Here is a 17,880-nt window from a genome sequence, read left to right as displayed (position 1 = left end):
GTTAACATTCCAGAAGCTGGAAATACTGCCAGCTTCCTGCTTATCTACGCAGGGTACGATTACTCTGCTGCATTTTCTCCAGAATACGACCAAAAGAAACTGTTTTGCTTCCTACTTTCACCATCCCATCTTCCGGTAAGTAGCTAAATTTGACGTACAGTATATTGTTGCTGGTTTTATCTTTTGGCTTCATAGCCAAAATAGCTTGCTGTAATGCTTTTAGGTCGGCGGGGATTCCCACCGCATCGGTGATATCGGTACCGGGCACAAATTTCGATACCTGATCAACAGTTTGAGTCAATATATCCTGCAGCGGAAATAAGCCGGTAAAACGTTGTTTGGGTTTATATTTTGTCACTCCCATATAAATGTCAGGTAGACCTTTAATGTGGTTTTCAATACTGCGAGTTTTATTTTGCAACATAAATTCGCTAATCTCTACCGGAGAGCCGATCAATACCAGCGGTTTCACTCCTGCACCTTTTTCGGAAAAGAGATAGTTGTTATTGCTGCTTTTTACTGCTTTCTGCAACTCGCCACGATCCATGATTAAGCTGTAATATTTACCCTCTTTCACAACAGGTTTGGGTTCACGCCACATATTGATATCGCTAGCTTGTGCTAAACTGGATGCCATCATGTAACCGAAAAACGCCAATGTTACGGATAGTTTCATTAACTTTACCTTTTAATTAGCCAAAAAAAATAGCACTCGTAAAAAGTATAAAGCCGTGGTTACAACAAAACTTAAACGTCGCTCACTTCACCGATAAGCATTTATTTATCTTAATAATGTAAATTACCCTTCCAATAATGCCTGAATTATTACCCTTTGGATTCAACTGCTTGCAGTTATAGTGCTAAATAACAATAAATCTACTGGAAGTATACAGTTTGTGTACGAAAGGTGTTTTTTATGATTACGGAAACCTGAAATTGTCCGACTATCTGTAAATTCTATGAAATTGTATTGTAGATCCGATTGCGCCCGGTGCTGATGACTACCGGGGCAATAGTGGTTGGTTTAGCCCTGATAGGGTTCGCCAGCGGCGTAGACGCCGCAAGCCGTTTTGGCCAGGGCTGGTGGTTGCCTCCGGAATGCTGACAGGCAATCTGTTTACGATGTTTGTTCTGCCCACCGTTTGTGTCTGGCTGGCGCGATTGCGACAGCATGTCAGAGCGAAGTTCTCTTTCATCAGCTCAACGTAGTGCATACCACGTCATTTGCTATTGTCGTGGTCTACTTTTTCGCCCTAAAATCTGCTCGCCATGTTGCTTTATTCATCAAACATCAAAATCAGTCAACGTAAATATCAATAATAGCCATATCACGGAGGGTGATCTTTATTCCTGAGAGAGGAGGGGTATTATTTTCTGCGTTCTACATTAACGGGTTAACGCGCAGATGTAGAGGTTATTTATATAATTATTGGAGCAACAACAATGAATAAATTCTCCCTTGCTACAGCAGGTATTATCGTGGCAGCGCTGGTAACCAGTGTTAGCGTGAATGCGGCAACAGATACTACTAAAACAAACGTTACGCCTAAAGGTATGAGCTGCCAGGAGTTTGTTGACCTCAATCCGCAGACTATGGCGCCAGTCGCTTTCTGGGTGCTGAATGAAGATGAAGATTTTAAAGGCGGGGACTACGTTGATTTCCAGGAAACTGAGACGACAGCAGTGCCGCTAGCCGTTGAGCTTTGTAAGAAAAACCCGCAGAGTGAATTAAGCAAAATAAAAGACGAAATCAAGAAAGAACTCTCAAAATAAGAGTAAACTGATATCAAAACCCGGCCTGTGTGTCGGGTTTTACTATTTGTGACACCGTCACAAATAACATCTTCCATTTCTTCTACCAATCACGTGGTATTGCACTATTTTCATTAGAGCCCTTTCACTATATGGAGACCTAATGAAAATTTTACCGCTGGCACTCTTTATCATTCCTTTTCTGGCCGGATGTGGCGCCAATAATACGCCGCCGCAAACGCCTATTCCCGGGGAAAAAACATCTGCCAAATTACGTACCCTGGAAACAGGCGCGGCGGCTATTCAATCCAGACCACCTGTCGATGCCATCAGTACCTACCTTGACGGGTTCCATTTTTATAGCGGTGATAAAAACGGACAGATGGAAGCGCACCATTACGTTACCGTCCTGAACGAAGATGTCATGCAGGCGGTGATTTACGACGGCAATACGAAAAACGCGCGCCTGATGGGGGTGGAGTACATTATCAGCGAACGTTTATTTAAAACGCTTCCTCCCGAGGAGAAAAAACTGTGGCACAGCCACCAGTACGAGGTGAAATCCGGTAGCCTGGTGGCGCCTGGCTTACCGCAGGTCGCTGATAAGGCGTTGATGAGTAAGATTGTTAATACCTATGGCAAGACCTGGCACACCTGGCATACCGACCGGGATAAAACCCTGCCAATGGGTATCCCTGCGCTGATGATGGGCTTTACTGGCGACGGGCAGCTTGACCCCGCGCTGCTGGCCGATCGGGATCGCCGTCTGGGAATTGATACCCAGGCCATTAAACGCGAGCGGCAGGATCTGCCTGAACATCCCGTTATCAAGGGGGCTAACGCCTGGGAGCAGGGAGAGGTTATCCAGCTACAGCGTGTTCAGGGCGCTGGCGAACACGGGCGAGGCGATACCGCGCACTTCGGTACATCTGAGCAATCCCGACAATAATTCCACGCTTTTACACGCAGATACGAAAAAGAACGCCTGTTAAGTGACAGTGTCACGTAAAGATTAGCCCCATAGTCTATGCTTGTTCTTCGGATGCTGTAGAGGTTATGGGTTAAACGGAGCGATAAATGAGTTCAAAAATTTTTTGCAAAAGCTGGGGGGCTGAATATATCGCCGCTGATGTTGTCCGCTTTCGTCTTTGGGCCACCGGTCAGCAAAAGGTTATGCTCAGGCTTGCGGGTAAAGACCAGGAAATGCAGGCGAGCGGTGACGGCTGGTTTACGCTGGACGTCTCCGGGGTGACGCCAGGTACGGAGTATAATTTTGTACTCAGCGATGGCATGGTGGTCCCCGATCCGGCTTCCCGCGCCCAAAAAACTGACGTCAACGGTCCGTCATATGTGGTTGATCCAGGCAGCTACGCGTGGCGCAACACCGGGTGGAAAGGTAGCCGTTGGGAGCAGGCCGTGGTGTACGAGATGCATACAGGCACGTTCACTCCGGAAGGCACCTTCCGCGCCGCAATAGCGAAGCTGCCTTATCTCGCTGAACTCGGCGTTACCGTTATTGAAGTGATGCCCGTTGCGCAATTTGGCGGCGAGCGCGGCTGGGGCTATGACGGCGTACTGCTTTACGCGCCGCATTCTGCCTATGGGACGCCGGATGATTTCAAAGCGTTTATTGACGCCGCGCATGGGTATGGTCTTTCCGTCGTCCTGGATATTGTGCTGAACCATTTCGGCCCGGAGGGAAATTATTTACCGCTATTGGCGCCGGCGTTTTTCCACAAAGAGCGCATGACGCCGTGGGGAAATGGTATCGCCTATGATGTCGACGCCGTGCGGCGCTATATCATCGAGGCGCCGTTATACTGGCTGACAGAATACCATCTCGACGGCTTACGCTTTGACGCTATCGATCAGATTGAAGACAGTAGCGCAAAGCATGTGCTGGTTGAAATCGCACAACGTATTCGGGAAGACATTACCGACAGACCCATTCATCTGACTACCGAAGATAGCCGCAATATTATTTCTCTGCATCCCCGTGATCAGGGTGGCAATGCGCCGCTGTTTACCGCCGAATGGAATGACGATTTTCATAATGCCGTCCACGTTTTTGCGACCGGAGAGACCCAGGCCTACTACAACGATTTTGCTGATGCCCCGGAAAAACACCTCGCAAGAGCGCTGGCCGAAGGATTCGCTTATCAGGGAGAAATTTCACCACAAACCGGCGAACCTCGCGGCGTAAAAAGTACCGGACAACCCCCGGTCGCCTTTGTGGATTTTATTCAGAATCACGATCAAGTCGGTAACCGCGCCCAGGGCGACAGACTGATAACCCTGGCAGGTGCTGAACGAACAAAAGTATTGCTCGCCACGTTGCTGCTTTCACCGCATATTCCGCTGCTTTTTATGGGCGAAGAGTATGGCGAAAGCCGTCCTTTTCTTTTTTTTACCGATTTCCATGGGGATTTAGCCCGCGCCGTTCGTGAAGGTCGCGCAAAAGAGTTTGCCGATCATGCAGGGGAAAATGTTCCGGACCCGAATGCGCCAGAGACCTTTCAACGCTCAAAACTTAACTGGAAGCAACAGCACAGTGAAGAGGGTAAAGCGTGGCTGGCGTTTACCCGCGAACTACTGCTTTTGCGCCAGAAGCATATCGTACCGCTGTTGTCCGCTGCCCGTGAGAGCTCAGGAACGGTATTGCAAACCGCGCCCGGGTTTATTGCCGTTAGCTGGCGTTTTCCGGGAGGAACACTGTCACTGGCGCTGAATATTAGCGCCACGACGGTATTACTGCCCGATTTACCGGGTAAGACTCTCTTCGCCTGGCCGAATGAATCCACCGGGTCGCTTTCCCAACATTCTCTTATTGTCCGCTTAGCCCAGGGAGAGTCTGCATCATGATCCCAACTGCAACGTATCGCCTTCAGTTTCGCAATGGCATGACCTTCGATCGCGCTGCGGCGCTGGTGCCTTATCTTAAAAATCTGGGTATCAGCCATCTTTATGCCTCACCCATCTTTACCGCCACCAAAGCGTCAACGCATGGTTATGATGTCACCGATGCGAATGAGATTGAGCCTTCTATTGGCGGGCGCGAAGGATTTGAAAGACTGGTGGCTGAACTTAAAGCGCAAGGTCTGGGATTGATCATCGATATTGTGCCTAATCACATGGCCAGCTCGCTAGAAAACGCCTGGTGGCGCGACGTGCTTGAATATGGCAAGGAGAGCCGTTACGCGCGCCATTTCGATATTGACTGGTCGCGCCGACTGACGCTGCCTTTTTTAGGCGACACGTTTGACGCCGTGCTGGAAAACGGAGAAATTGCGATCAAGCCCGATCCCGCTACGGGTAAACCCGCGTTCGCCTATTATGATAACTATTATCCGCTTGCGCCGGCGACGTGGCAGGGGCGCGAGGCCGAAATACTGGCGCTTACCGATAAAGCCGCTATTGCTGATTTGCATGAGCGCCAGCCGTGGAAATTAATGTCCTGGCGCGATGCTGCTCGCTCGCTTTCATATCGGCGTTTCTTTGAGGTCACAGGGCTGGTAGGAATGCGGGTGGAAGATAAAACCGTCTTCGACGATACACATCGGCTGATTCTGGAGCTGGTCAGAACGGGGGCGGTTGACGGTTTACGTATCGATCATATCGACGGCCTTGCCGATCCGAAAGCCTATCTTGCGCGTTTACGTCAGGAAGTGGGGCCGGCGTGCTATATCACCGTGGAAAAAATTCTCGCTAAAGGCGAGCAACTTCCTGATGACTGGCCGGTTTCCGGCACCACAGGCTATGAATTTATCGCCTCACTGGCGGAGGTGCTGGTTGACGATGAGCAGATAGACAATCTGCGCCAGGCTTACGAGACCGTTAAAGGCGCGCCAGTGGATATGCGGGCGGAATTACGGGCAGCTAAATTGCTGATGGTCGATCGCAATTTCGAGGGGGAATTTACCCGGCTGCTCGCGCTTGCGCTATCGATTGCCAGCGAGCTACAGATCGCACAGGAAGAGAGCGTCGTTCGGCAGGCGTTACGCGAGTTATTAATTGCCTTTCCCGTATATCGCACTTACGGCACGGCAGAAGGGCTACCGCCGACCGATATTTGCCTGTTACACCGTATTGTGGAACGGGTAAAGACGCTTGAAAACCCTCCGCAGCCAGAAGCGCTTACATTTCTGAGCCGCCTTCTTACCGGCGATGTTCCCACCTCCAGCCTGGAGGAGGCGACACAGTTTCGCGTTCGGTTCCAACAACTCACCGGTCCGCTGATGGCGAAATCGGTAGAGGATACGCTTTTCTTTCGTCAAAACATGGGACTGGCGTTAAATGAAGTCGGCGCCGAGCCCGTCACGCATCACTTCTCCATTGAACGCTTTCACCATGAGATGAAAACCCGACAGGCGCGACAGCCTGACGCGTTATCCGGTACGTCGACCCACGATACCAAGCGAGGCGAGGATGCGCGAGCACGGCTGTATACGCTTACCGAAGCGCCGGAACAGTGGAGCGAATGCCTTGCCCGCTGGCGGCAGATGAACCAGACCCATGTCAAATTTTTGAATGATGGCACTGCGCCAAAATCGGCGGATACGTGGATGTTATATCAGGCGCTGACCGGCGTCTGGCCCCCGATGCTACAACCACAGGACGAAAAAGGTTTAAACGCGCTGAAAATACGCTTTGAAGCCTTTGTGGAGAAAGCGCTACGCGAAGCGAAGCTACGTACCGATTGGGTGGACAGTAATGAGGCTTACGAAACGGCAATGCTTGATTACGCCCGTTATTTACTGGCGCCGGATAATCAGACATTTTTGCAGGATTTTTATCGTTCCTTGCAATCCTTCATCCGCGCAGGGCTGGTTAACAGCCTGACGCAGACCGTTATCAAATTAACCGCGCCGGGAGTACCTGATATCTATCAGGGAAGCGAGGCGTTGAATTTTAGCCTTGTCGATCCCGACAACCGCCGCGAACCGGATTTCGCCACGCTGGCGCAGCAGTTAGACCAGCTAACGCCGGGAGTTTTCTCGTGCGAAGAGAGTTGGCTGAACGGGCAGGTGAATCAGTATGCCACCGCCGCCTTACTGCGTCTGCGTCAGCAGAATCATGAGCTCTTCCGTTTTGGCGACTATATACCGCTGCGGGCTATTGGTCAGCGTGCCGACAAGGTCATCGCTTACGCCAGAGTCAATCATGATGATGCGCTGATTGTTGTTGCGCCCCGACTGGTGTTCGCCGAATGTGACGGCTTATTGTCACAATCGCATAGCGGTTTCTGGGCAGGAACCGACATTATTATACCCGGACAGCTTAATCAGCATCGTTATCGCAATGTGCTTACCCGGGAGAGGTTAATGCCTGGTGAACGCCTGTCGTTGGCCTCACATCAGGGCGGCGTACTGGTTTTAATGAGCGACTGAGTTTATGTGTTGATGTGCCGTGACAGGACAACGTTTACCGTGGGTGGAGAAAGAGAATGACAACAAACAGGGCTTTTGAAATCAGATCAGGATACAGCCATACGCTTGGCGCGAATTATGACGGCGAAGGCGTGAATTTCGCTATTTTTTCCGCCCATGCGGAACGCGTCGAGCTTTGTCTTTACGATCCGAGCGGGGAGCATGAAATCGCTCGTCTGGAGTTACCGGAATATACCGACGAAATATGGCACGGCTATGTCCCGAAGTTGCAGCCCGGCGCGCTGTATGGGTACCGCGTTTACGGTCCTTATGACCCGGAAAATGGTCATCGTTTTAACCCCAATAAGCTGCTTATTGACCCTTATGCCCGTGAGCTGGTGGGCGATATTCAGTGGAACGATGCGCATTTCGCGTATCAATTACTTCATGACGATAAAGATTTGACCTTTGATGACCAGGATAGCGCGCCATTTACGCCTAAATGCCGGGTGATTGATCCGGCTGAGGCGAATTGGGAGGATAGACAACGGCCTTCCATACCGTGGTCGAACGCCATTATTTATGAAACGCATGTAAAAGGCTTTACCCAGCTTAATTCCGCGATCCCTGAGCCTATACGCGGTACGTTTGAGGGCATGGGGCATAAAGCCAGCGTGGATTACATTAAAAGTCTGGGGATTACCTCCGTCGAGCTTTTACCCGTTCACTGGTTCCCGGACGATCAGCATCTGCTCGATAAAGGACTGAAAAATTTCTGGGGATACAACTCGCTGGGCTTTTTTGCACCGGCGACGCGCTACTATGGTCCAAAAGGTATTCAGGGATTCCGCGATATGGTGCGCGCTTTCCATGATGCCGGCATCGAAGTGATACTGGATGTGGTCTATAACCATACGGCAGAAGGGAATGAGCTTGGTCCCACGCTGTCATTTAAAGGTATCGATAACTTCTCTTACTATCGCACCATGCCCGATCAGCATCGCTATTACATTAACGATACAGGGACAGGTAATACCGTCAATACCTCTCATCCACGGGTACTGCAAATGGTGATGGATTCGCTTCGCTATTGGGCGGAGTCAATGCATGTCGACGGCTTTCGTTTTGATTTGGGCACCATTCTTGGTCGTGAGCCGGAAGGCTTTGATCAGAGAGGCGGCTTTTTTGATGCGGTAACGCAAGACCCGGTACTGGCAAAACTGAAACTGATTGGCGAACCCTGGGATATCGGACCGGGCGGCTATCAGGTTGGCGGTTTTCCACCAGGGTGGGGCGAATGGAATGATAAATACCGCGATACGGTGCGCGAATACTGGAAAGGTGACAACGTCACAAATGATTTCGCTGCACGCCTGCTGGGTTCCGGCGATCTCTATGATTTGCGCGGCCGTCGCCCCTGGTCAAGCGTTAACTTTATTACTGCCCATGACGGCTTCACGCTGAACGATCTGGTGTCTTATAACGACAAACATAATGAAGCCAATGGCGAAGATAATAATGACGGGCATAATGATAACCGCTCCTGTAACTATGGCGCAGAAGGGCCAACCGACGACGAGGGCATCAATGCGATACGCGAGCAACAGAAACGTAATTTCCTGACCACCTTGCTTTTCTCGCACGGCACGCCGATGTTATTAGCGGGCGATGAGTTTGGCCGCAGTCAGATGGGCAATAACAATGGCTACTGTCAGGACAGTGAAATATCGTGGGTCCACTGGGATAATTTGCCGGAAACCGCCAATGCGCTACGAGAGTTTACCCGTCATCTGATTCAACTGCGCGCCACGCAACCGTTGCTGCGCCGGGAGAGCTGGCGTGACGGTCTGGAGATCCGCTGGTTTAACGCCGGCGGAGGGGCGCAGCAATCCGAACAATGGGATGAGGGATCGACGATAGGCGTATGTATTAGTCGACCCGATCTTCAGCCGGAAGCGGGGATCTGGCACGACGCCTTACTGCTTTTCAATCCGTTTGAAGGCAGCGTACCGTTCCGTATTCCGATGTGGGGAGAAGGCGGCTGGGTACTTGAACTGACGACTGCCGATAACGCGCAGCAGGGAATGCGGATTACCGAAGAAATGGATTTCGATCTGGCCGGGCGCAGCATCGTGTTATTCAGACGCCCCTGATAGTGAAACCGCGCTCCGGACCCAACCGGCCTTGATGGCCGGTTTTTTTACTGGCGCTCAGGCGATATCATGCCGCAGAAATAACACCGTTGTCAGTTTATCGCCCGAAAAATTCATCCGCCTGTTGGTATTCCTTTAATTGTCTTCACCGATATTCGCTTCAGGCCGTCTATTGCCATTTCAAGGTAGGTACGTGGACATCCCAGATTTAAACGGATAAATCCGCTGCCCGCCGGGCCAAAGCCGCTGCCCATTGAAGGAGCAATACCCGCGACATCCGCCATTACCCATTTTAGCTGTTCGTCATCCAGTCCCAGTTTTTTACAATCCATCCATAATAAATAGGTTCCCTGCGCCGGGACAATTCTTGCCCAGGGAAGGTGCTCTGTCGCTTGTTCAACAAACCAGCGGCGGTTTTCCGCCAGGTAATCCAGTAGCGAATCCAGCCACTGTCTGCTTTCATTCCATGCGGTAGTCGCCGCCTGAACGGAGAGGGCGTTAAAGACGTCCAGCCCATGAGCGTCCAGACGAGACAGAAAACGCTGGCGAAGCGTAGGATCGGGAATGAGAAAATTAGAAATTCGCAACGACGATAAGCCAAATGTTTTGCTGGCCGCAGTGGCGGAGATGACCCGTTTATGCCAGCGCTCCCCTAAATGCAGTACCGAGGTAAAGGTTTCGCCGGGCAGCAATAGATCGGCCCATATTTCATCCGAGATGAGAGTGACATCATAAGCTTCACATAATAAAAGCAGTTTCTCCAGTTCGTTGGCCGACCAGCAACGCCCGGTTGGATTATGTGGATTACACAAAATCATCAGCGGAGGGCGCTCATGGCGAAACAGCCTTTCCAGTTGGCAAAAATCCATCTGGTAACCGTCGTCCGGCGACTCGCTAAGGGGATTCTCCAGCAGTTTTCTACCATTAAGCGTGATTATTTTGGCGAAGGAGCCATAGTATGGCCCCTGTACCACTACGCCGTCGCCTGGATGCGTCAACATTTGCACTAAGAGCGCCAACCCTGGTACGACGCCTTCCACGCTGCATACCCATTCTTGTTTTAACGTGAGCTGGTGGCGTGATGAAAACCAGTGAAGCAGGGCGTTAAAATAGGCCTCATCGCGTTCGCTATAGCCAAATACGCCGTGCTCGATTCGCTGATGCAATGCCGCCTGAACCTCAGGCGGGCAGGCAAAATCGAAATCAGAAACCCACATCGGCAGCAGTTTTCCAGCGCCGTCGCCAAAGTGACGCTCAATAAAATCCCACTTTACCGAACCAGTATTGTTGCGATTGATAATCTGGTTAAAATCCATCTTGTTTCCTTATTATTTCGTCACTGACGCTTGCGGCGACTTTTCTGAAGCGGAGGCAGTTCTGGCAATACCAATTCCGCTAAAACCATAAATTAATGCGAAGAAGATCGCCGCATAGCACTGGATAGCCCAGGGCAGAAGATCAAGCGTGCTAACGCCCAGCGTGGTCGCCATGTAGACACCAGCCGAGGTCCACGGCAGGAGAGGTTCGATAACGGTACCGGCATCTTCTATCGTCCGTGAAAGGTTTTTAGTATCCAGCCCCATACGACGATAGGCATCTTTAAACAGTTCGGCGGGAACTAACAATGCCAGTTTACCGTCGCTGGTCGCTCCTGTGACCAAAATTGTGGTGCCGATAGTGGCGGCAATGAGCTGACCAACGCTATGAATAATAGTCAGCAGCCGGTTAATGATGATCGTTAACGCGCCGGTTAACGTTAGCGCTCCGGCAAATGAAAAAGCGCAGAAAACTAACAGTATTGTTCCCATCATCGAGAACATTCCGCCCCGGTTTAGCAGGCGCGGAACATCGGCCACGACACCTTCAGCGCCTTGTGGGAACATGGCGATATCAAATCCATCAATGAAAGCGTCCAGTCCCTGTTTGATGCTCAGTCCCTGCATGATGACGCCGAGGAATAAGGCAAGTACGCAGGCGCTTAACATTAATGGGATGACAGGCTTCTTGCGAATTGCGCCCCACAGTACGATCACCGGCGGCAAAATAAGAACAATATTAAAATGGTATAGCGACTCCAGCGAGTGGATGATGTCCGTAACGCGCTGCGGCGTGGCCACCTCGCCCAGCATATTACTGTGTCCGGCGATAAGATAAACCACGGCGGCAAGCAGGAAACTTGGCAGGGTCGTCCAAAGTAAATGCTGAATATGCTCAAACAGAGTAGTGTCTGCGACAATCGCGGCAAAGTTAGTCGAGTCGGACAACGGTGAGATTTTGTCGCCGAAATAAGCGCCAGAAACGACGGCGCCAGCTGCTGCTGCAAGAGACACGTCCAGCCCGGCGGCAACCCCCATTAACGCAACGCCAACCGTCCCGGCGGATCCCCACGATGTACCGGTACAGACGGAGACCACGCTGGTTAAAAAGAAGGCTGCAATCAAAATATATTCCGGGCTTATGAGTTTTAGCCCCCAGTACACCATGTAGGGAATGGTGCCACTAAACATCCAGGTGCCAATCAAACCGCCCACGCAGATCAGGATCATGATAACCGGCATTGCTTTAGCCAGCTTATCCACCACTGAGTTGATGATGTCTTCCCAACAGTATCCTTGCCACCATGCAATGCCTGCCGCTACCGCCGCAGAGCACAGAAGGAGCGGTTCGATACGTAGCCCCATGATGCCGTAACCGATAATCAACAATAACAACATGGAGATGACTGGGATTAGCGCTAAACCCAATGACAGCGTTTTCTTCTTGTTTTGTGATGCACTCATAATGGAGCTCCGGTCAGTAAGGTAGCTCAAGGGTAGGGGGATACGCTTCTCACTACTGTGATCCATTACTTTCGTCCATGTAACCGATTACATGAGAAGGGTTAATTTGATAGTCATCACAGTTTTTACTGTTGACGACGCATTCATCGTGAAAAATAGGGCGCGACAGAATCGCGGATCACCAGTTCGGCATTGAAATGATTGCTGCTGGGCGGCGGCGTAATGCCGTGGTATAACTGTATCGCCAGTTGCGCGGCACAACGCGCCATTTGTTCGACCGGATAATGCATTGTTGTTAACGCCGGATAAAGATACCGGGCCAGCACCACATCATCAAAGCCGACAATAGAGAGCTGTTGCGGAAGCTGAACGCCGCGTTGATGAAGAATACGCATAATGCCAGCGGCCATCACATCGTTAAACGTGACCGCAGCCGTAAGGGGAAGCCCGCTATTGATAAGTTGATGCGCGGCCCGCTCGCCGCCTTCTTCGTTAAACGGAACGCTAATCACCCAGCGAGGGTCTGGAGAAATACCATATTCTTCCAGCGCCTGACGGTAACCATCAAGGCGTTCCTGACGATCGATAATTGGCAAGTCAGATGTCACACAGGCAATGCGCCGATGCCCGTTCGCCAGGAGATATCGGGTCGCTTCCCTGGCGGCGCTGCGATTTTCCAGCCAGATACACCGGTTGGCCATACCGGCGATATAACGATTAACAACAACCAGCGCTGGAAAATGGGCTGCGTAGCGCAGCAGCTCTTTATCCGGTAATCGGCTGGCGTGTACAACAATAGCCTCACAGCCTTGATTAACCAGAAAATCCAGTCCCGCTTTTTCCATTTCTTCGTCGTGGCCGCCGCTACATACCATCAAGCGATACTGCTGCTTACGAGAAACATCTTCTACGCCGCGAGCAAGGCGGGCAAAAAAAGGATCGGCCAGATTGCCGGTTAACAATCCGAGCATATCGCCGCTGCGTTTCGCCAGCGCGATAGCGGCGGCATTCCGGCGATAATTGAGATCGCGCATGGCTTTCTCTACACGTTCGCGCGTGACGGGTTCAACCCACGCGGTCTGGTTAATGACGCGTGATACCGTCGCGGTTGATACACCGGCCATGGATGCAACATCCTTTATTGTCGCCATGTTAAGCTCGTATTTGTTCGTTTAAAGGGTATCAAAGCCATTGATTATCATGTTATGTGGAAATCAGTGCAATCGCTGCGGCGCAGCCTGAATTTATAAACATTTTTAAAATCATCCTAAATCCTGGTAACTGCAAATTTTAGTAGCTACCTCAATGAGTTATTGACCACTGAATTTTCTACGATAACATGACTAACAATATACACATGATAAGAACCACTACACTGGGAAATCGTTGCGTGGTGGTTCGGAGATAGATGATGAGTAGTATTACAAAAAGCATACAGAATGAATATGTTTTATTGATGGAAAACGCTTTTTCTGAAAAATATAAATATGCATTTAGAAATTTAGAACTGAAAGAATTACGTAGATTCATCCTGAAAGAGCTAATTAGCTCTCCCGAGTTAGATAATCAACTTACAAACCTAATGGTGTTGCTAAATAAATTTTGGGATACTCACGCTGCGGCGCTTATAACAGAAGTGCGGGCGTCTAAAAGTTATCGATTATTACTTCCGATTCAACGGTTTGGTTATAACATATCTAATCACCTTAGATCTCTGGGAATTTATTTTGATAGCATCATAATGGTTGATCCATTACATTTTCCTTCTCTTAGCTCTCTGCATTCATTTTTGTCATTGCCACCAGATAATAGTTATGTCCGCATGCGCAGGTTGGTATTACTTGAACATGTTTCCAATCTATTTCGCGCCATCCCATTTATGACTATTGATGATGATTATCCAATTTTTCTAATCGTTCCTGAATTACTAGATTTTGATAAAGAACGCAATCATGAACAATCTGCCGCTTTTCTAAGTCAGCTCTTTTTTAAAGATAGAAAAATGGATTACGCTACTTATTTAGCGTTTCTTGAGCACTTTGGGAGAAATGAAGAAACGTTCCAGAAGATCCTAATAAATAAAGAATTATTAAAAACATTGCTTAATAATTTCAATAACATCGAAAAAGAAGTCTGGGTTTACGATACAGATTTAAAGAGTTTTACAACAAGAGAGGTAGATCTTCTGGATTACGATCTGCCGTCAGCTATAGGAACCTTACTGGGTAAGGTTGAAGGTGCAATTTATGCACAGCGATCAACTCAATTATCGGCAACACTATTAGGCATTGATCCAGTTATTTATAGTAACCATATGTTTTTACATGAATGGACTACGGAGCAGTTGGTCAAGGATTATGGTAAATTAAATCCTCTTTCTTCTGAAGAGCAAGCGATTACAATGGGCCTTTCAGCCGCGGAAGTAAAATTCCTTACTGCGCTTTCCGATCTGGAATTAAAAAAGATTAGAGAAAGAGGTCAACTGGAATCCTTAAGGCATGAACTAAGAATCTCGAGGCATGACTTGCAAGGAAAAACACCAGATCAAATGCAAGATGCGGCAAATAATTTTTCAAAACATTTAATCAATGTGGTCGAAGAGTATGGAAAGTCGCATGAATCAGCCATTAAGAATTCAAAGAAAAAAAAGATCTCATCTGGATTAATTTTTGCAGGAACAGCCACGTTAGGTATAGCTTCACTTGCCATGCCGCAATTGACATTACTTTCAGCAGCAGCAACGGGAATTGGCCTGGCCTTTGGAGGTAAAAGTCTGGCAGATATTTTTAGTGAACATAAAGCACATAAAAATGAAATCCAGATATTAGAAAAAACACCCGTATCGCTTTTGTATGGGGCATATAAAAAGAAATAGTCATACTGTGTATACCGTCTGGTAGCGGAAGTCAGTTTTTGAAGCAATTGTCGTAAAGTTACTCAAACAATCATTTCGGCTTTGCTGATAAGCACAGCGGCTTGTCCGGTGGTGAGCCGGTAGTCACAGGGTAGGGGAGGAATACAGCCTATGGCGTTTCAATGTCTGAAAACACTACCACATCTTGTGTCAGAGGGCCGCTGCGCGCCAGGCCGTTTCGCAAAGTTCGATTATTTTTGCAGTGTTCTGCCCTTAACAAATGGCCAGCTCGTTCACGACCTCAGCTACGCTCTTGATGCTGCGGATATTTCCAATGCCCGTGCCCAGCGCAATGTATCCTTCATCTGTATTACCTTCCAGCATGCCGATACGCAACCCGCGTAAACCTCCCATCGTCTGGGCCAGTTCTTCATTGCTTGCACCAGCTTTATCCATCGACACGAGCTTGTCAGCCAGCTTGCCAGGAAGTGAGCGGTAGTAATCTGGCAGGGTACGGAAAAGCAGCAAATCCAGGCCGTTAGCATTAATGATTTTATCCTTTACTGACTGTGGTACACGGCTTTCTTCTGTCCCAATAAACACCGAACCAGCAAAGACACCTTCTGCTCCCAGCGCATGGGCAGCACGGGCGGTACGGCTATCGGTAATCCCGCCTGCAGCCATGACGGGAACACTCTTCACCGAGTCCGCAATCAGCGGCACGATCGAAAAGGTGCCAAGCGCGGTACCAGGCAATGTGCCACCTTCATCAAAACCTGTTGCAACAATAATGTCGGCGCCGGCTTTTTCCGCTAAACGTGTATTTTCAGGTGTCGGATTAATATCGCGGTAAATAATTGCAATACCCGACGCTTTTAGTTCATTAAACAGCGAAGTGATAATAGCTCCTTCTCCGTAACCGGTATAAACAACAGCTTTTACTCCCTCTTCCTTTATTACCTGTAGGATAGGCGGAGTCCAGATGTCGTTTTCAGGGGTTGGAATAAGGTTCACCCCGAATGGTTTTTCGGTAAGTTTTTTGGTTTTACGAATTTCTTCACGCATTTTTTCTGCTGTTTCTTCAGGCGTTGATACAGCAGTTTCCGCTGTTAAGCCCGCATTTGGGCCAAGCACACCCAAACCACCGGCGTTGCTTACGGCTGCAACCAGTCTTGCATCGGTAAGCCAGGACAATGGGCCTTGTATAACAGGTTTTTCGATACCCAGAATCTGGCAGATACGGTTGTACTTCATGACGTAATCTCCTTCGAACAAATTTTCAGCCAGCCTTTTAGGCGACTGTGGTAGTTAATTAATCTGAAGAAGATCTTAAGCCTCTTTATTGTTACGAAAAACCATCCAATCTTTAAAACAGAATTACTGATAAAGTAACAATAGCCAGGTCGGATATGCACGAAAGAGCGTTATCAGAGATGTGCATCCGGACCAAAAACCTCGCACAGCCAGTCGATGAATACACGAACTTTAGGTGCCAGATACCGACGATCCGGGTAAAGCAGTGAAACCGGTTTTGGCGGGGGCGGGAAATCAGTGAGGATCTCTGTCAGCTCTCCACTGGCAATAAAGGGTGCAAGCGACGGACGCAATCCGTGTAGAATCCCCAACCCCGCCAGCCCACATGAAAGAAACGCTTCTGAATTGTCTACCAGGATGCTGGAGGGAACTTTTATTGACGCAATACTGCCATCAACCGTGAATTTCCACTCCATTATCTGCAGGCTGTGATTACTGAAAAAATTTACAGCCCGGTGGGACGTCATCAGCTCATCGATAGAGTGCGGCGTGCCATGCTTCGCAAGATAAGATGGCGCAGCACAGGTCACCATGGCTGCCGTTCCCAGACGTCTGGCAACAAAACTGGAGTCATTAAGCTCACCAAGTCGGATGACGCAGTCCACACGCTCGGCAATCAAATCAATCTTGCGATCGGACGTACCAAGTACAATCTCAATATCCGGGTATCGGTTCTGAAAATCTCCAAGAGCCGGAATGATGACTGCCCGGGCGAGTGTAATAGGGACGTCAAGGCGCAGGCGACCTTTCGGCGGTTGCGTGCGGGAAAATAATCGCCGGACGTCGTCCAGCTCACTTAAGAGCGACAGGCAACGCTGGTAAAACTCTTCCCCTTCATCCGTCATACTGACCTGTCGTGTTGTACGATGCAGGAGCTTAACGCCCAGATCATGTTCCAGATTCTGAACGGCGCGGGTAACAGCAGGGCGGTGCAGTTCAAGCACCTCCGCCGCGCGGATAAAGCTCCCTTGCTCTACCACATTGACATAAATATTCATGGCTTCCAGCATATTCAGCTGCATCTGTTCTTAGTCCTCAACCATTATTTGTGTCGAAGGGAGAAGCTCCTTATAACATTCCTGTCTGCTGGAACATATCCCTTTCTGAGCTGATTGTTTTATCTGGAGTAACATACTGCTATCGATATATGACTTTTACCGGGTGGTTGAGGTAAGACATGTCATTTGTAAAATCGCTACCAATTCTTCGCAACCTTTTTGGATGTTCGGCGGCGTCGTATACAAAAACAAACAGGCCAGGCGATACGGTTACGCATGTGCAGGTCATGCCAGGCGCGACGTTAATATACGAACCGATTATGTTTGACCGCCGCCGGTGTAGGTGGCGAGTGTGAATGCAAGACATTGGCAGACAGTGAATAATCAAACCTCATGAAATGAGGTTCCCATTGATTTTTTAGCCCATGTCAGCGCATGGAAAAAAGCCCGTCATTAAAACGGGAACTGTCGGAAATGGCTGTTGAGTCCTACGGCGATGCCGTGTTATCTGCAGCGCGTGAAACAGGCCTTGATGAAAAGAGTTTTACGTCTGAAATGCCGTGGGCGCTCGCTGATACGCTGCGCGACGATTTCATCCTGGACTGACACACTGACAGTGACGAATCGGTCACAATGGCCGGTTTTTTTATGCCTGAGCGGCGT

The 17,880-nt window shown here is 49.4% G+C and carries 13 protein-coding genes and 1 pseudogene; 8 read left to right on the top strand and 6 right to left on the bottom strand.

Going from position 1 to position 17,880, the window contains the following annotated elements:
• Positions 1–40: 40 nt before the first annotated feature.
• A complete protein-coding gene (locus OLG56_RS11010) occupies positions 41–676 on the bottom strand; it encodes a hypothetical protein (protein WP_000778346.1) in 636 nt (211 codons plus the stop codon).
• Positions 677–976: 300 nt separating this feature from the next.
• Here OLG56_RS11010 and OLG56_RS22220 point away from each other — a divergent pair.
• From OLG56_RS22220 to glgX, 6 genes and pseudogenes are all read left to right on the top strand, one after another.
• Positions 977–1,209: pseudogene (locus tag OLG56_RS22220) on the top strand (efflux RND transporter permease subunit); the annotation flags it as partial.
• Between the two features lie 234 nt (positions 1,210–1,443).
• Complete coding sequence (gene hdeB / locus OLG56_RS11000) at positions 1,444–1,773, top strand: acid-activated periplasmic chaperone HdeB (RefSeq protein WP_001032161.1); 330 nt, start codon at positions 1,444–1,446, stop codon at positions 1,771–1,773.
• Between the two features lie 142 nt (positions 1,774–1,915).
• Positions 1,916–2,701, top strand: coding sequence for an OBAP family protein (locus tag OLG56_RS10995; protein WP_000698596.1), 786 nt, complete (start codon positions 1,916–1,918; stop codon positions 2,699–2,701).
• Between the two features lie 128 nt (positions 2,702–2,829).
• The gene (gene treZ / locus OLG56_RS10990; RefSeq protein WP_000095560.1) at positions 2,830–4,614 is read left to right on the top strand and encodes a malto-oligosyltrehalose trehalohydrolase; all 1,785 of its coding nucleotides are present in this window, start codon (positions 2,830–2,832) and stop codon (positions 4,612–4,614) included.
• On the top strand, positions 4,611–7,139 hold the full coding sequence (gene treY, locus OLG56_RS10985; protein WP_061377323.1) for a malto-oligosyltrehalose synthase: 2,529 nt from the start codon (positions 4,611–4,613) through the stop codon (positions 7,137–7,139). Before treZ ends, treY begins: the two co-directional genes overlap by 4 nt.
• A gap of 56 nt (positions 7,140–7,195) precedes the next feature.
• A complete protein-coding gene (glgX, locus tag OLG56_RS10980; RefSeq protein WP_000210589.1) occupies positions 7,196–9,271 on the top strand; it encodes a glycogen debranching protein GlgX in 2,076 nt (691 codons plus the stop codon).
• Between the two features lie 113 nt (positions 9,272–9,384).
• Here glgX and OLG56_RS10975 read toward each other — a convergent pair whose 3' ends face one another.
• The 3 genes from OLG56_RS10975 to OLG56_RS10965 form a co-directional block, all read right to left on the bottom strand.
• Positions 9,385–10,587, bottom strand: coding sequence for a MalY/PatB family protein (locus OLG56_RS10975; protein ID WP_001527716.1), 1,203 nt, complete (start codon positions 10,585–10,587; stop codon positions 9,385–9,387).
• A gap of 12 nt (positions 10,588–10,599) precedes the next feature.
• Positions 10,600–12,051 (bottom strand): Na+/H+ antiporter NhaC, encoded by a 1,452-nt coding sequence (nhaC, locus tag OLG56_RS10970; RefSeq protein ID WP_001276630.1) that lies wholly within the window; start codon positions 12,049–12,051, stop codon positions 10,600–10,602.
• 143 nt (positions 12,052–12,194) lie between these two features.
• Positions 12,195–13,202, bottom strand: coding sequence for a LacI family DNA-binding transcriptional regulator (locus tag OLG56_RS10965; RefSeq protein WP_001527625.1), 1,008 nt, complete (start codon positions 13,200–13,202; stop codon positions 12,195–12,197).
• Between the two features lie 257 nt (positions 13,203–13,459).
• On the opposite strand from OLG56_RS10965, the gene OLG56_RS10960 reads away from it, so the two are divergent.
• Positions 13,460–14,926 carry a hypothetical protein gene (locus OLG56_RS10960; RefSeq protein WP_000987832.1) on the top strand — a complete coding sequence of 489 codons (1,467 nt, stop codon included), beginning with the start codon at positions 13,460–13,462 and terminating at the stop codon, positions 14,924–14,926.
• 252 nt (positions 14,927–15,178) lie between these two features.
• On the opposite strand, the gene OLG56_RS10955 is transcribed toward OLG56_RS10960, so the two are convergent.
• Entirely contained in the window at positions 15,179–16,159 is a 981-nt protein-coding gene (locus tag OLG56_RS10955; protein WP_000876807.1) for an NAD(P)H-dependent flavin oxidoreductase, read from the bottom strand.
• Positions 16,160–16,332: 173 nt separating this feature from the next.
• On the bottom strand, positions 16,333–17,241 hold the full coding sequence (locus tag OLG56_RS10950; protein ID WP_001176637.1) for a LysR family transcriptional regulator: 909 nt from the start codon (positions 17,239–17,241) through the stop codon (positions 16,333–16,335).
• A gap of 411 nt (positions 17,242–17,652) precedes the next feature.
• Here OLG56_RS10950 and OLG56_RS10945 point away from each other — a divergent pair, with 411 nt between their 5' ends.
• Entirely contained in the window at positions 17,653–17,823 is a 171-nt protein-coding gene (locus OLG56_RS10945; protein ID WP_000415762.1) for a DUF29 family protein, read from the top strand.
• The last annotated feature ends 57 nt before the right edge of the window (positions 17,824–17,880 follow it).

The sequence above is a fragment of the Salmonella sp. 2018103 genome (assembly GCF_026247685.1).
Taxonomy (GTDB): domain Bacteria; phylum Pseudomonadota; class Gammaproteobacteria; order Enterobacterales; family Enterobacteriaceae; genus Salmonella; species Salmonella enterica.
This window is presented reverse-complemented; position numbering and strand designations above follow the sequence as displayed.

Bases quoted from the DNA above. Each gene is read 5' to 3' on its own strand.
- OLG56_RS10965 (WP_001527625.1), bottom strand. From the start codon at position 13,202: ATGGCGACAATAAAGGATGTTGCATCCATGGCCGGTGTATCAACCGCG.
- treY (WP_061377323.1), top strand. From the start codon at position 4,611: ATGATCCCAACTGCAACGTATCGCCTTCAGTTTCGCAATGGCATGACC.
- treZ (WP_000095560.1), top strand. From the start codon at position 2,830: ATGAGTTCAAAAATTTTTTGCAAAAGCTGGGGGGCTGAATATATCGCC.
- OLG56_RS11010 (WP_000778346.1), bottom strand. From the start codon at position 676: ATGAAACTATCCGTAACATTGGCGTTTTTCGGTTACATGATGGCATCC.
- hdeB (WP_001032161.1), top strand. From the start codon at position 1,444: ATGAATAAATTCTCCCTTGCTACAGCAGGTATTATCGTGGCAGCGCTG.
- OLG56_RS10960 (WP_000987832.1), top strand. From the start codon at position 13,460: ATGATGAGTAGTATTACAAAAAGCATACAGAATGAATATGTTTTATTG.
- OLG56_RS10950 (WP_001176637.1), bottom strand. From the start codon at position 17,241: ATGCAGCTGAATATGCTGGAAGCCATGAATATTTATGTCAATGTGGTA.
- OLG56_RS10975 (WP_001527716.1), bottom strand. From the start codon at position 10,587: ATGGATTTTAACCAGATTATCAATCGCAACAATACTGGTTCGGTAAAG.
- nhaC (WP_001276630.1), bottom strand. From the start codon at position 12,051: ATGAGTGCATCACAAAACAAGAAGAAAACGCTGTCATTGGGTTTAGCG.
- OLG56_RS10995 (WP_000698596.1), top strand. From the start codon at position 1,916: ATGAAAATTTTACCGCTGGCACTCTTTATCATTCCTTTTCTGGCCGGA.
- OLG56_RS10955 (WP_000876807.1), bottom strand. From the start codon at position 16,159: ATGAAGTACAACCGTATCTGCCAGATTCTGGGTATCGAAAAACCTGTT.
- glgX (WP_000210589.1), top strand. From the start codon at position 7,196: ATGACAACAAACAGGGCTTTTGAAATCAGATCAGGATACAGCCATACG.
- OLG56_RS10945 (WP_000415762.1), top strand. From the start codon at position 17,653: ATGGAAAAAAGCCCGTCATTAAAACGGGAACTGTCGGAAATGGCTGTT.